This window comes from Pseudomonas sp. LS.1a (assembly GCF_022533585.1).
GTDB lineage: Bacteria > Pseudomonadota > Gammaproteobacteria > Pseudomonadales > Pseudomonadaceae > Aquipseudomonas.
The window spans coordinates 2,567,306-2,581,143 of sequence record NZ_CP092827.1 but is presented as its reverse complement, the minus strand read 5'-3'; the positions used below and the strand labels follow the sequence as shown (position 1 = coordinate 2,581,143).

The window sequence follows — 13,838 nt, the reverse complement described above, 5'->3', positions numbered from 1 at the left end:
CCCCTGTTGCGATGCTGCTGTAGCAGCCTTGGTAGAGCGCTACACCGTGGTAGCGCCAACTGTGAAAAATCACCTATGAATGGGTAATGGGGGCTTTATGATGAACTTGAACAACAATCCGACTATCGACCAATTGGCCCAGCTGTTCGCCGTGCGCAAGGACAGCCTTGACGACCATTTGCTGTGGGTCAGCCAGACCGGTGAAGTGCGCCTCGACCGCCTGCCACCGAACACCGTCGAAGATGAATTCGAAGAGCACCTGCCCAGCATGCGTGCCCGCTTCAAGGTCTACCGCCGTGGCCAAGGCTACGTCGGCAAGAAGGCCGCCGCCGACACCGAGTTCGTTGGCCGCGTCCTGCAGACCCTGCAACAAGAATGGCCCGCTGCCCGTGAGCAGCAGGCAGTCAAGGTGATCGAACCGCTCAACTGAGGGTTCCCACCCTTACCTGAGCCCGGCCCGCATAGGCCGGGCTTTTTCATGCCTGGCGCCGCTGGCTGGCGCGTTCCGGCAGCGGCAAGGCGCCGGTTGCCATCGCCCGGGCGCGGTCAACACCCCACACCAGGGCGCGGGTCATGGTCTCGCCTGGCCGTGCGGGGTAGTACTCCTCCAGCAGTGCCCGCCCATCCCCGGCATACAGCCCCAGGAACAGTTGGGTCGCCCCCAGGCGCGACAAGCGAACCTGCACGTCCAGGGTGGTACCGTCACTGAGTGCTTCGTCGTGGCAGCGGCTGTGCAGCTGGGCGTCGGCCCACTGCCAATAGGTCTCTTCCCTGACTCGCATGCGCATTCAATCCTCCGTTGCTGGAATGCCGCGCCAGAAAACCACAGCCTTGGCCATCCTGCGAGCGCTACCCGACAATGCCATGAGGCGGATCAAGAAATGGCAATAAAAACCCCGCCATTCGGCGGGGTTGTGCTGGAGCGGGATCACTTCTTCAGCGGAACCCGCGGCATGAAGCGGCCTTTTTTACTGCGCTGCAGGTGTGCAGGCTGGAGCTGTTCGGAATCATCCAGCGTCATGTGGGCGAAGCCCAGGCGGAATGCCGCCTGGCCGCAACGCACCTGGCTGTTGATCGGGAACGCGTCGTTCAGGTCTTCGAAAAAGGATTCGCTCATGCCCTGTCTCCCTCCAGTGGCGGACGCGCCGGCAACCAGAACAGTTGCCCAGGTAAACGCGACCAGTGAAAGTGAGACTAGCTGGTCATTTGCAGACCGCCCAGGCTGATGCCCTGGACCCGACCAGCGGCAGAACGCTCTACTTCAGGCGCACCGCCGTGCCGGTAGCAAATACCACGACCATGCCGCCCTGTACCGACGGCATGCTGATCTCGAAATCCACCCCCACTACCGCATCGGCTTGCAACTGGCGTGCCCGCGCCTTCAGTTCTTCGGTGGCCTGTTCACGCGCTTCGCGCAGTGCGCTTTCCAGGGTTTGCGAACGGCCGCCGAAGAAGTCGCGAAAACGTGCAAAGAAATCGCGCACGAAGTTGATGCCCTGCACCGATTCGGAACTGACCACGCCCAGGTATTCGGCAATCGGGTGGCCTTCGAGCTGGCTGGTGGTGGAAATGATCATGGGGTGCACTCCATTGGCCTGGCAAAAAAGGCCGATTCTAACAGAGCGCAATTCCCCTCGCGGATACGCCTCCATTGTGGGAGCGCGCAGTTTTTCAGATTTTCAGTCAGGCTGTGCTTGAAGGGGACAACTACGCGCTGACCGCGCGTAGCCGCTGGCCAATGCGGGCGCCGAACACGTTCACCAGCAACCCGGCCATTACCAGCAAGGCGCCCCAACCCTGGGTTGCAGTCAAACGCTCGCCCAGCAACAACGCCGACGAACTCAGGCCAATCACTGGCACCAGCAGCGAGAATGGCGCCACCTTGCCGGCCGGGTGGCGCGACAGCAGTTTGCTCCACAGGCTGTAGCCGAGCATGGTGGCGACAAATGCCAGGTAGGCCAGGGCCAATACCGAACTCCAGCTGATATTGGCCAGGGCATGGCCAATGCGCTCTGGCCCTTCCAGCCACCAGGAGAGTGCCAGGAACGGCAGTGGCGGGATCAGCCCGCCCCAAATCACCAGCGCCACCAGGTCAACCGAGCCAAAGCGCCGGGTAATGATGTTGCCCAAGCCCCACATGGCGCCGCCACACAGGGTCAGCACCAGCGCCAGCATCGGCACATGGCCACCGTCTTCGCTGCCGATAAGCGCCAGGCCGCTGGCCGCTACCAGCAGCCCCAGCACGCTGGCCAGGCGCAGCCGCTCACCGAGGAACAGAGCGGCGAAACCCAGGGTGAAGAACGCCTGCGACTGCAGGATCAGCGAGGCCAGCCCTGGCGGCATGCCGCTGTACATGGCCTGGAACAGGAACGCGAACTGGCCCAGCGAAATGGTCGCACCGTAGGCGATCAGCCAGCGCCAGGGCAGCTTCGGCCGCTTGACCAGCAAGATCGCCGGAAACGCCACCAACAAGAAGCGCAATGCCCCCAGCAACATCGGCGGCAAGCCATCGAGGCCAACCTTGATGACCACGAAGTTGACTCCCCACGCGACAATCACCACCAGCGCGATGAGCAGGTCCTTGAGTGGCATTGCAGCTTCCTTCTTCAGGTTTTCTAGACATATTTCGTTACAGCATAAGGTTATTTCGTTGCCAGGGACCAGCACAGTTACCGCCGATCATTGCGCAACAGCACACTGTTCAACTCCCAACACACTGCTTGACCTGACTTGTATATACATGCTCACATGATGACCAGGTCATCCGCCTCGCGTCCCCGCCGATGACTGACTCGCTTAGACAAGAACAATGAAGCGGAGCCACTGTATGTCCAGCAAACCCGTACTCGAGCGGCGCTCGATCGACTACATCCCCGAGACTGAACGCCATGGGCGCGTGTACAGTCAGTTCACCCTGTGGCTCGGCGCCAACTTGCAAATCACGGCGATCGTGACCGGCGCCCTGGCCGTGGTGCTCGGTGGCGATGTGTTCTGGTCGCTGATCGGCCTGCTGCTCGGTCAAGTGATCGGCGGCGCGGTCATGGCCCTCCATGCCGCTCAGGGCCCTCGTCTGGGGCTGCCGCAGATGATTTCCAGCCGCGTGCAGTTCGGTGTCTACGGCGCGGCCATCCCGATGGTGCTGGTATGCCTGATGTACCTGGGCTTCACCGCCACCGGCACGGTGCTCTCCGGACAGGCGATCGGCCAGTTGCTCAACGTCAGCGACAGCACCGGCATCCTGATGTTCGCCAGCATAATCGTGCTCGCCACCCTGGCCGGATACCGGGTGATCCACTGGATCGGCCGAGTCGCCAGCGTGCTGGGCATCATCGCCTTCGTCTACCTGTTCAGTCGCATCATGCTGCTGGCCGACATCGGGCAGTTACTCGACAATCGCCACTTCAGTTGGGCATCGTTCCTGCTCGCCGTATCGCTGGCGGCGTCCTGGCAGATCGCCTTCGGCCCCTATGTGGCCGACTACTCGCGCTACCTGCCCAGTAACACGTCACCACTCAAAACCTTCCTCGCCGCGGGTCTGGGTTCGGTGATCGGCGCCCAGGCGTCAATGATCCTCGGGGTATTCGCCGCCGCCATTGCCGGTGCCCGGTTCTCCGGTCACGAAGTGGCCTACATCGTCGGCCTGGGTGGCGCCGGCAGCACCGCAGCGCTGCTGTATTTCTGCATCGCCTTTGGCAAGGTGACCATCTCGACGCTGAATTCCTATGGCAGCTTCATGTGCATTGCCACCATCATCAGCGGCTTCCGTGGCCACCTGGCGATCAGCCGTGCACAGCGCCTGCTGTTCGTGCTGGGCATCGTCGGCGCCGCCACCCTGGTGGCTTTGCTTGGCCAGCATTCGTTTCTCAGCGCGTTCAAATCCTTCATCCTCTTCCTGCTGACGTTCTTCGTGCCGTGGAGCGCGGTCAACCTGGTCGACTACTACTTCATCACCAAGGAGCGATACGACATCCCCGCCCTTGCCGACCCGCAGGGCCGATACGGCCGCTGGAACTGGCCAGGAATCATCGTCTACACCGTGGGCGTGTTGATACAGATGCCGTTCATCGACACCAAACTGTACACAGGGCCGCTGGTCGCGCACCTGGGCGGTGTGGATATCTCGTGGCTGATCGGCCTGGTAGTGCCGAGCGTGCTGTACTACTGGGTGGCACGGCGGCGGGCGCAAGAGGCACCGGCAGCGATGATCGTGCCTGAGCTCCGCTAAGCCCCTCGCCGACAGCCTAGAAACGTCTTGCCCTCGCAAGCGCGATGCGAGGGCAAGACGGCTTTCACCGCGAGCGCGCCAATGTCAACGACGATAGTCCGGCGCGACTCGCTCCAGCATCCGCAACAACGCCGCCCACGCCAGCTGCAGCGCATCCGGATCCGTCAGCTCGCCCTGCTTCAAGCCCCGCCCCGGATCATTGAACTGCCGCTCGGTATGCGTACACACTTCGGCGGGCGGTAAAATCACCTGCCCGGCACTCTGTGCCGCCAACTGGATCTCGCACGCCTTCTCCAGGTAGTACATGCGCAGGAACGCTTCGGCCACGCTGCGCCCGGTGGTCAGCAGACCATGGTTGCGCAGGATCATCACCGGCTTGTCGCCCAGGTCGGTCACCAGGCGTTGCTGCTCATCCATATCCAGCGCAATCCCTTCGTAGGCGTGGTACGCCACCTTGCCGTAAAACTCCATGGACATCTGGTTGAGCGGTAGCAGCCCGCACTCCAGCGCCGCCACTGCGCAACCTGCCCGGGTGTGGGTATGCAGCACGCAATGGGCATCCTCGCGGGCGGCGTGGATGGCACTGTGAATGACGAAACCGGCCGGGTTGACCGGGTGCGGCGTCGGTTCGACCGGCCGGCCCTGCAGGTCGATCTTCACCAGGCTCGAGGCCGTGATCTCATCGAACAACAGGCCGTACGGGTTGATCAGGAAGTGATGTTGCGGCCCCGGCAGGCGCAGGGAAACATGGGTGAAGATCAGGTCGCTCATGCGCAAATGGGCGATCAGTCGATAGCAGGCGGCCAGCTCCTGGCGCAGGCTTTGTTCCGTAGCGTTCATCATCGTTGTCCCTGTGCAGAAAGCTACTTGCTGGCCCACGCATTGAAGCGCTGCTCCAGCTCTTCTCCATGGTCGACCCAGAATTCCACATTCATCGCCAACGCCCCTTGCAGGTTTTGCGGCGAAGTAGGCACCCAACTGGCCAAGGACGGGTCAAGCTTCGCTGCCGCCCGGGTGTTGGTCGGCCCATACGGAATCTGCTCCACATAGCGCACCTGGGTATCCGGCTGGTTGGCATAGGCGATCAGCCGCTTGGCCTGGTCGACATGCCGCGAGCCCTTGATGATCGCCCAGTAATCCATGCCATACAGGCTGCCAGGCCAGACCACCGCCAGCGGGCTGCCCTGTTGAGCCGCCACGGCGATGCGCCCGCTGTAGGTCGAGGTCATCACCACGTCACCCGCCGCCAGCCACTGGGCAGGCTGGGCGCCGGCGTCCCACCACTGGATATACGGCTTCAGTTCGCCGAGTTTGGCAAAAGCACGCTCGACCCCGGCCGGCGTGGCCAGCACCTGGTACACATCCTCGACCTTGACCCCGTCGGCCATCAGGGCGAACTCCAGGTTGTACACCGCACGCTTGCGCAGGCCGCGCTTGCCCGGGTACTTGTTCACGTCCCAGAAGTCGGCCCACGACGCCGGCGCCTGGGCCAGCTTGCTGCGGTCATAGGCGATGGCCACGCTCCATACCAACGCGGCCGAGCCACAGGCCTGCGCAGCATCGGCAATCAGTTCGCCCGCGTGCCCCAGGCGCTGCCAGTCCAGCTGCTCGTAAATACCCTCGTCGCAGCCGCGCATCAGGTCAGGCCCTTCGATCTGCACCACGTCCCAGTCGACATTGCCGGTATCTGCCATTACCTGGATCCGCGCCATTTCACCGTTGTACTCGCTCTGGATCAGCTTGCTGCCATCCTGGGCACTGAACGGCTTGAAGATCGCCTCGTCCTGGGCTTTCTGGCCTGCACCACCGTAGCCGACCACGACCATCTGCGGTGCCGCTTGCGCACTGCCCAGGCCCATGGCCAGCAACGCTGCGCAAAAGCCGCTTACACGTGGGAATACCTGCATCGTAGTTGCCTCCTGCCGGTGCCCGAGGGGCCCGTTTTCTTGTTGTAGTGAGGTCACGCCCTCGCCACGAGGGTGAGAAAAACCTAGTCGCCGAGCAGTAAAAAAACAAGTTGATTTTTTACTGGCGCTACACTTTCATAACAAAACAAGAACAACACCGCACCGGAGCCGCCTGTATGCAGACCGCCTTCCCTCACCTGTTCGACGCCTTGCAGATCCGCGGCAAACGCTTGAAAAACCGCATCATGTCCACCGGCCACGACACCTGCCTGCCCACCGACAACCTGGTCAACGACAAGCTCATCGCCTACCAGCGCGCCCGCGCTGCCGGTGGCGTCGGCCTGATCGTGCTGCAGGTGGCCGGGGTTCATGACAGCGCCCGCTACACCTCGCATGTGCTGATGGCCACCGACGATGCCTGCATAGAGGGCTACCGCCAGCTTGCCGAGGCCTGCCATGAGCATGGCACCGTGGTGCTGTCGCAACTGTTCCATCCTGGGCGGGAGATCATGGAATCGGCGGACGGCTTGCTAGCGGTGGCCTACTCGGCATCCGCGGTGCCCAATGAACGCTTCCGGGTGATGCCGCGCGCACTGGACCAGGCAATGATCGACGAGATCGTTCAGGGCTATGCCAGCGCTGCACGCCGCCTGCACCAGGCCGGGCTGGATGGCGTTGAAGTGGTGGCCAGCCATGGCTACCTGCCTGCGCAGTTCCTCAACCCGCGGGTAAACCAGCGCACAGACGGCTACAACGGTGAACTGGAGCAGCGCCTGCGGTTCCTGCGCGAAGTGCTGGCCGCCGTACGCGCGGCCACCGACGAGCAGTTCATCATCGGCCTGCGCATCAGTGCCGACGAGCGCGACAGCCAGGGGCTGAGCGAGGACGAGTCGCTGGCCGCAGCGGTTGCCCTGCAGGGCCAGCTCGATTACTTGCACATAGTTGCCGGCACGTCGGCGTCCCTGGGCGGCGCGGTGCATATCGTGCCGCCGATGGCCATCGAGCCGGCATACCTGGCCCGTGAGGCCGGCACCTTCAAGCAACACCTGGATATCCCGCTGTTCGTCACCGGCCGTATCAACCAGCCACAGGAAGCCGAACTGATCCTGGCCCGTGGCCAGGCCGATGTCTGCGGCATGACCCGTGCGCTGATCTGCGACCCGCAGATGCCGAACAAGACCGAGCAGGGCCAGGTCGAGGACGTACGTGCCTGCATTGCCTGCAACCAGGCCTGCATCGGCCATTTCCACCGTGGCCTGCCCATTTCCTGCATCCAGCGGCCGGAAACCGGCCGCGAGTTGCAGTACGGGCAGCTGACACCCACCCCCCATCCCAAACGTATTCTCGTGGCCGGTGGCGGGCCCGCCGGCATGAAAGCCGCCGCAGTAGCCGCTGCGCGCGGGCATCAGGTCACGCTGTACGAAGCGGGCCCGCAGCTCGGCGGCCAGGTGCTGCTGGCCCAGTTGCTGCCACGGCGCAGCGAGTTCGGTGGCGCCAGTACCAACCTGCAACGGGAAATGGCCCTGGCGGGCGTGGAAGTGGTGCGCAACACCCGGGTCGACCGCGCACTGGTCGCGCGTGAACGCCCCGACCTGGTGATCGCGGCCACCGGTGCCACCCCCTACTGGCCGGCGTTCGAGCGTACCGGTGATCTACAGGTAGTGGATGCCTGGCAAATACTGCGCAATGAAGCAAAACCGGGGCGCTCGGTGCTGGTGATCGACTGGCGCTGCGACTGGATCGGCCCAGGCATCGCCGAACGCCTGGTGCGCGAAGGCCACCAGGTACAACTGGCGGTCAATGGCACCCATTGCGGCGAAAGCCTGCCGCTGTACGTGCGCGACCAACTGGCCGGCGAGCTGCATCGCCTGGGCATCCCCATCACACCCTATGCCCGCCTGTATGGCAGCGACGACAACACGGTGTACCTGCAGCACACCGCCAGCGGCGAACCGATGATCTTCGAAGGCATCGACACCCTGGTACTGTGCCTGGGCCATCAACCGGAAGACCGCCTGGCCATGGAGCTGGCTGGCCTGGTGGAGGTGCGCCGCGTTGGCGACTGCCTGGCGCCGCGTACCGTCGAAGAAGCGATTCATGATGGCCTGACGGTTGCCTGGGCGCTCTGAGGCTGTACATACTGCAGCTTTTACGATGGACCGACGTGCATGAGCCAACTCCCCCAGCCCCCCACCAGCGAAGCCGGGGGCGCCGCGCCGCAGTTTCTCGGCAGCCGCATTCGCGGCCTGCGCAAGCGCCGTGGCATGACCCTGGCGGAGCTGGCCACGCACAGTGAACTGACCGCTGGCTACATCAGCCAGCTGGAGCGCAACCTCTCCTATCCGTCGATCCCGGCGCTGTTCAACATCGCCCGCAGCCTGGGTGTAACCATCCAGTGGTTCTTCGCCAGTGAAGCCACCACTGCGCCCGAGGACCAGGGCTATGTGGTACGACGCAACAGCCGCCTGAGCGTGCACTACGAAGATGGCATCGTCGATCAACTGCTCACGCCCCAGCCCAACCGCCAGCTGGAAATCCTGCATTCGCGCTTCCCCCCGGGCAGCTACAGCCAGCAGAGCTACAGCCATGACGGTGAAGAGGCTGGCTACATCCTCAGTGGCAGCTTCGAGCTGTGGGTGGGCGAACGGCATTTCCAGCTGGGTGAGGGGGACAGTTTCAGCTTCTCGAGCCAGGAACCGCATCGCTATGGCAACCCCGGCGAGGTGGATGCCGTGGTGATCTGGGTAATCACGCCGCCAACATTCTGAAGCATGCTCGCTCCCCAATATCCAGCAACAGGGTCTACCTTGTTAACCGAACTTTAGAGGAGCACCACCATGAAGCAGATCCTGATCATTGGCGCGGGCTTTGCCGGCCTGTGGAGCGCGCTCAGCGCCGTCCGCCAGCTTGACCTCCATGGCCGCAAGGATGTCGAGGTCACCTTGCTTGCCCCCCAGGCCGAGCTGCATGTGCGCCCGCGCTTCTACGAACCCGACGTACACACCATGGCCGCGCCGTTGCAGGAGCTGTTCGATGCCGTCAACGTCCGCTTCGTGCAAGGCACGGCCTTCCACATCGATGAAGCGGCCCGCCGCGTCAGCTACCGCACCCGCAGCGGCACCCAGTGCGCCCTGCCCTACGACCGGCTGATCATGGCCTGCGGCAGCGAGCTCAACCGGCCTGACATGGTCGGCATCGAGCATGTGTTCGATGTCGACAAGCTCGACAGCGCCGCGCGCCTGGAAACCCATCTGAAATCACTGGCCAGCCTGCCCGACACACCGGCACGCAATACCGTAGTGGTGGCCGGCGGTGGCTTTACCGGCATCGAGACCGCCACCGAACTGCCGGCCCGCCTGCGCGAAATCCTCGGAGAGGGCCCGGCGTTGCGCGTGGTGGTGGTCGACCGTGGGGCGAGGATTGGCGCATCCCTGGGTGATGGCATCCGCCCCGCCATCGAGCAGGCCTCCGAGGCCCTGGGCGTGGAGTGGATCTGTGGCGCCACGGTAGCCTCGGTGGACCCTGCCGGCGTGCAGCTGGACAACGGCCAGCGCATCGACGCCAGCACGGTGATCTGGACCGTGGGCTTCAAGGCCAACCCGCTCACCGAACAGATCAGTGGCGAGCGCGACCGCCAGGGCCGCTTGCATGTCGATGGCAATCTCAAGGTGGCAGGCAATGCTGCCGTGTACGCAGCGGGTGATGTGGCCTACGCCGCCTGCGACGAGCTTGGCAACTACGCGGTGATGTCCTGCCAGCATGCGATTCCGTTGGGACGTCATGCAGGCAACAATGCGGCGGCCGAGCTGATTGGCGTGGCACCGAAGACCTACAGCCAGCCCAAGTACGTGACCTGCCTGGACCTTGGGGCCTGGGGAGCGGTGTATACCGAAGGGTGGGAGCGCACGGTGTCGCCACCGGAGGACAAGGCCGAGGCCAAGGTGTTGAAGGCGCAGATCAATACGGTGTGGATCTATCCGCCAGCAGCCGATCGTGCCACGGCGCTGGCGGCGGCTGACCCTGCTATTCCAGTGGCCTGAGGCCGCTCCCACAGAGTTCGCGCAAGCCTTAGAGGCTTGCGCAAGACAGCAGGATCAGGCAGCAGCAAACAGCTCGTTGGCAATCTGCGCCTGGGCAGCATCGATCGCCTGGCTGCGGTGCTCAGGGCCATAGGCCAGGCCATGGGCACGGACGATTTCCAGGTCGGTGACACCGATGAAGCCCAGGAACACCTTGAGGAAGTCCTCATGCCCGGCGCCAGTCGGCTGGCCAGCGTGCAGGCCACCAGCGGTGGAAACCAGCACTACCTTCTTGTTGCCGCACAGGCCTTCCGGGCCGGCTTCGGTGTAGCGGAAAGTCTTGCCGGCGACGGCGACGCGGTCGATCCAGGCCTTGAGCTGGGTCGGCACGGTGAAGTTGTACATCGGCGCACCAATCACCACGGCATCGGCAGCCAGGAACTCTTCCAGGGTTTCCGCGCTCAGCTTGGCTTCGAAGGCCTGGGCTGCGTCGCGCATGTCTTCCGGGGTACCAGCCGCTACCAGGGTAGCCGCAGAGAAGTGGGCGATGGCATCAGCGGCCAGGTCGCGGTACACCACTTCCACGCTCGGGTCGGCGGCTTTCCAGGCTTCGACCACTTCGCGGCTCAGTTGGCGGGAGGCGGAATTGTCGCCCAGGATGCTCGAATCGATATGCAACAGTTTCATGGGACTCTCCTGTGAATGAAGACCGCGATGTTGGGCGATCACGATGGGGATAATCCTACCGACCTCACCAATGGCTGATAAGTCGGCAAAAATGCGTTAGTTTGTCCCACAGATGGAACAGTGAGACATTCCCATGCAAGACCTCAACGACCTCTTCTACTTTGCCCGCGTAGTCGAAGCCGGTGGTTTCGCCGCTGCCGGCCGCCAGCTGGGCATCCCCAAGTCGCGCCTGTCGCGGCGTATCGCCGAGCTTGAAGAACGCCTGGGCACACGCTTGCTGCAACGCACCACCCGGCAACTGAAGCTCACCGCGGTGGGCGAGCGCTACCTGCACCACTGCCAGGCCATGCTGCTGGAAGCCGAAGCCGCCGATGAAGCCGTGGCCAGCATGAGCAGCGAACCGCGCGGGCGTTTGCGGGTGTCCTGCCCGGTGGCATTGGCCCACGCCTTCCTGCCAGATGTGATCAGCCGATTTCTCGCGCAGTACCCGCTGGTGCAACTGGACATGGTGCTGCTCAACCGCCGGGTCGACCTGATTTCCGAAGGCATCGACGTAGCCTTGCGCGTGCGCGACCTGGGCGATGAAGACCCGGCCCTGGTCACCCGCCGCCTGCGCCAGGCACAGATGCAACTGGTTGCCGCGCCTGGTTTCGCCGACCACATCCGCGAACCGGGCGAACTGGCCTCATTGCCGGTGCTGGGCGCCGCCGAGGCAGACCGGCTGGTACACTTCCGCCTGTTCGGCCCCCATGGCAAGCAGCAGGAAATCGCCCTTGAACCGCGCCTTGCCATCGATGATTTCGTAGTACGTAATGCTGCTGTACGCGCTGGCCTCGGGTTTACCGCGCTGCCCAGCATGTTCTGCGAGGAAGAGCTGGAACGCGGCGAACTGGTGCGCCTGCTGCCCGACTGGTCGCTACCGGGTGGCTACTTGCAGGCGGTGTACCCGCACCGGCGCGGTTTGCTGCCTGCGGTACGGGTGTGGATCGATCATCTGGCGACGTCGTTCGAGGCCTGTGGAGAAAAGTATGTCTGAGCGAACCATGAGCGAAGCCGAGGTGGCGGCGTTTTGCCTGAGCCTGCCGGGTGCGCGGGAAGACTACAAATGGGGCGGCATTCGGGTGTTTTCGGTGGCAGGCAACAAGATGTTCGCGGTGCTCGACCTGGCAGGTGCGGGGCTGTCGTTCAAGGTGGCCGACGAACTGTTTCTCGGCTATTGCGACCGCCCGGGGGTGCGGCCTGCGCCGTACCTGGCGAGGGCGCGATGGATCAGCATGGCGCTGCCCTACCCCATGGGGCGTGATGAGCTGTGTGATGCGTTGCAACGCTCGCACCAGCTGGTGGTGCGGCGGTTGCCGAAGCGGTTGCAGGTGGGGTTGGTGATCTAGATACCCTGTGCCGGCCTCTTCGCGGGCTTGCCCGCTCCCACAGGATTTTCACAGCCCTCAAGACTTGTGTGGTACCTGTGGGAGCGGGCAAGCCCGCGAAGAGGCCGGCACAGCCACCTGTCAACCAAAAGCCAGATAGCGCCCACCAAGAAACAGCCAGTCCGCCCAGAACACCTGGTGCACTAGGACAATGCCCCAGAACACCAACTGGTACGACACCTTGCGCGTCTTGTGCCGATACAGCTGCTGCGCCAGCAGCGCCCCCGGCCAGCCGCCCAGCAGCTCACTGGCATGCAGCACTTTCTCGGGCGTTCGCCAGGCCTGGGTACGCGCCTGCTGTTTATCCTGCCAATACAACAGCAGGCTGATCAGGCTCATTGCCGGGTACAGCGCCAGCGGCCACCAGGCCTGATCGACCCAGGCCATGCGCGCCGCGCCCAGACCCGGCAGCAGGCACAGCAGGCCCAACACCAGCAGCTTCAGGCGCACATTACGTACGCCCTCCCCCCTTTGCCCCCGTGCGGCCTCAGCCATGAGCCGTCGCCCAGTCGACCCAGCCAAACTGCCAGGTCGCCAGAATCAGCAGGCCAAAGGCAATGCGATACCAGGCGAACGCCGCGTAGCTGTGGTTGGCAATGAACTTGAGCAGGCCACGCACGGCAATCATGGCAAAGATGAACGAGGTCACGAAGCCAATGGCAAAGACCGGCAGGTCGCCGGGCTGGAACAGGTCGCGGTACTTGTAGCCCGAGTACACCGCAGCACCGACCATGGTCGGCATCGCCAGGAAGAACGAGAACTCGGTCGCTGCCTTGCGCGACAGGCCGAACAGCAGGCCACCGATAATGGTCGAGCCGGAGCGCGAAGTGCCCGGGATCATCGCCAGGCACTGGATGAAGCCGATCTTCAGCGCGTGGCTCCAGCGCATGTCGTCCACGTGGTCCACCTCCACGCGGTGCTCGCGGCGCTCGGCCCACAGCATGATCACCCCGCCCACCACCAGCGCCGCCGCCACGGTGATCGGGTTGAACAGATATTCGTGAATCAGGTCGGCGAACAGCACACCCAGCACCACTGCCGGCAGGAACGCCAGCAACAGGTTACCGGTGAAACGCCGCGCCGTGGGCTGGCTGGTCAGGCCGAAGACCACGTCGAAGATCTTGCCGCGAAACTCCCATACCACCGCCAGGATCGCCGCCAGCTGAATGATGATGTTGAAGGCCATGGCCCGTTCGCCGCCAAACCCGATCAGGTCGGCGACGATGATCTGGTGGCCAGTACTGGAGATCGGCAGAAACTCCGTCAGCCCTTCGACCACGCCTAAGATGATTGCCTGGAAGGCAGTCCAAAAATCCATCGTTCCCCCGATGGAGCGCTGCTCGTTGCAGGCCCCTTGTTCTTGATTTGCTTGAAATTGCCGCACGCGGCCCGGCTGTTTTACAGCGACTGTTGGGCGCAATGCCAGTAGAAAAGTTCACGCCGCCTAAAGGTTTCATCTGGCGCGGCCGAAATCCTAGCAGAGCGCCTTTGCAAACGCCTTGTACAACCTGCTGCAGACTATTGGATGGATAGCACTTAGCCATTAGTCGGGTGGGGGCCAGACGCAAAGCAT

Annotated in this window: 16 protein-coding genes; 7 read left to right on the top strand and 9 right to left on the bottom strand. The window is 63.5% G+C overall.

All coding sequences use genetic code 11. The features are described 5' to 3' along the window. Window positions 1–97 precede the first annotated feature (97 nt). On the top strand, window positions 98–430 hold the full coding sequence (locus MKK04_RS11855) for a hypothetical protein (RefSeq protein WP_003253895.1): 333 nt from the start codon (window positions 98–100) through the stop codon (window positions 428–430). A gap of 46 nt (window positions 431–476) precedes the next feature. Here MKK04_RS11855 and MKK04_RS11850 read toward each other — a convergent pair whose 3' ends face one another. From MKK04_RS11850 to MKK04_RS11835, 4 genes are all read right to left on the bottom strand, one after another. Next, window positions 477–788, bottom strand: a complete 312-nt coding sequence (locus tag MKK04_RS11850) for a hypothetical protein (RefSeq protein ID WP_207835050.1) — start codon at window positions 786–788, stop codon at window positions 477–479. Between the two features lie 140 nt (window positions 789–928). Beyond that, on the bottom strand, window positions 929–1,117 hold the full coding sequence (locus tag MKK04_RS11845) for a hypothetical protein (protein ID WP_003253897.1): 189 nt from the start codon (window positions 1,115–1,117) through the stop codon (window positions 929–931). 139 nt (window positions 1,118–1,256) lie between these two features. Further along, window positions 1,257–1,577 (bottom strand): YbjQ family protein, encoded by a 321-nt coding sequence (locus MKK04_RS11840; RefSeq protein ID WP_207835052.1) that lies wholly within the window; start codon window positions 1,575–1,577, stop codon window positions 1,257–1,259. A gap of 130 nt (window positions 1,578–1,707) precedes the next feature. Next, on the bottom strand, window positions 1,708–2,592 hold the full coding sequence (locus tag MKK04_RS11835) for an EamA family transporter (RefSeq protein WP_233687418.1): 885 nt from the start codon (window positions 2,590–2,592) through the stop codon (window positions 1,708–1,710). Window positions 2,593–2,827: 235 nt separating this feature from the next. Between MKK04_RS11835 and MKK04_RS11830 the strand changes: the two genes are divergently transcribed. After that, on the top strand, window positions 2,828–4,225 hold the full coding sequence (locus MKK04_RS11830) for a purine-cytosine permease family protein (protein WP_233687419.1): 1,398 nt from the start codon (window positions 2,828–2,830) through the stop codon (window positions 4,223–4,225). An 84-nt stretch (window positions 4,226–4,309) separates the two neighbouring features. Here MKK04_RS11830 and MKK04_RS11825 read toward each other — a convergent pair whose 3' ends face one another. Beyond that, a complete protein-coding gene (locus tag MKK04_RS11825; RefSeq protein ID WP_207835071.1) occupies window positions 4,310–5,065 on the bottom strand; it encodes a class II aldolase/adducin family protein in 756 nt (251 codons plus the stop codon). A 23-nt stretch (window positions 5,066–5,088) separates the two neighbouring features. Then, the gene (locus MKK04_RS11820; RefSeq protein WP_207835073.1) at window positions 5,089–6,132 is read right to left on the bottom strand and encodes an ABC transporter substrate-binding protein; all 1,044 of its coding nucleotides are present in this window, start codon (window positions 6,130–6,132) and stop codon (window positions 5,089–5,091) included. Between the two features lie 176 nt (window positions 6,133–6,308). On the opposite strand from MKK04_RS11820, the gene MKK04_RS11815 reads away from it, so the two are divergent. From MKK04_RS11815 to MKK04_RS11805, 3 genes are all read left to right on the top strand, one after another. Then, window positions 6,309–8,261: an oxidoreductase gene (locus tag MKK04_RS11815; RefSeq protein WP_207835082.1), complete on the top strand. Its 1,953-nt coding sequence runs from the start codon at window positions 6,309–6,311 to the stop codon at window positions 8,259–8,261. A gap of 39 nt (window positions 8,262–8,300) precedes the next feature. Continuing rightward, window positions 8,301–8,900: a helix-turn-helix domain-containing protein gene (locus tag MKK04_RS11810; RefSeq protein WP_063914864.1), complete on the top strand. Its 600-nt coding sequence runs from the start codon at window positions 8,301–8,303 to the stop codon at window positions 8,898–8,900. A 69-nt stretch (window positions 8,901–8,969) separates the two neighbouring features. Then, window positions 8,970–10,172: an NAD(P)/FAD-dependent oxidoreductase gene (locus MKK04_RS11805; protein ID WP_207835084.1), complete on the top strand. Its 1,203-nt coding sequence runs from the start codon at window positions 8,970–8,972 to the stop codon at window positions 10,170–10,172. Window positions 10,173–10,226: 54 nt separating this feature from the next. Here MKK04_RS11805 and MKK04_RS11800 read toward each other — a convergent pair whose 3' ends face one another. Beyond that, a complete protein-coding gene (locus MKK04_RS11800; RefSeq protein WP_049277030.1) occupies window positions 10,227–10,838 on the bottom strand; it encodes an FMN-dependent NADH-azoreductase in 612 nt (203 codons plus the stop codon). A 133-nt stretch (window positions 10,839–10,971) separates the two neighbouring features. On the opposite strand from MKK04_RS11800, the gene MKK04_RS11795 reads away from it, so the two are divergent. Together MKK04_RS11795 and MKK04_RS11790 are read left to right on the top strand one after the other, a co-directional pair. Next, entirely contained in the window at window positions 10,972–11,874 is a 903-nt protein-coding gene (locus tag MKK04_RS11795) for a LysR substrate-binding domain-containing protein (protein ID WP_207835094.1), read from the top strand. Next, window positions 11,867–12,226: an MmcQ/YjbR family DNA-binding protein gene (locus MKK04_RS11790; protein ID WP_207835096.1), complete on the top strand. Its 360-nt coding sequence runs from the start codon at window positions 11,867–11,869 to the stop codon at window positions 12,224–12,226. Before MKK04_RS11795 ends, MKK04_RS11790 begins: the two co-directional genes overlap by 8 nt. 120 nt (window positions 12,227–12,346) lie before the next feature. Here MKK04_RS11790 and MKK04_RS11785 read toward each other — a convergent pair whose 3' ends face one another. Together MKK04_RS11785 and MKK04_RS11780 are read right to left on the bottom strand one after the other, a co-directional pair. Beyond that, the gene (locus MKK04_RS11785; protein ID WP_063914868.1) at window positions 12,347–12,760 is read right to left on the bottom strand and encodes a DUF1294 domain-containing protein; all 414 of its coding nucleotides are present in this window, start codon (window positions 12,758–12,760) and stop codon (window positions 12,347–12,349) included. Then, window positions 12,753–13,583, bottom strand: a complete 831-nt coding sequence (locus MKK04_RS11780; RefSeq protein ID WP_003258998.1) for an undecaprenyl-diphosphate phosphatase — start codon at window positions 13,581–13,583, stop codon at window positions 12,753–12,755. Before MKK04_RS11780 ends, MKK04_RS11785 begins: the two co-directional genes overlap by 8 nt. Window positions 13,584–13,838 lie beyond the last annotated feature (255 nt).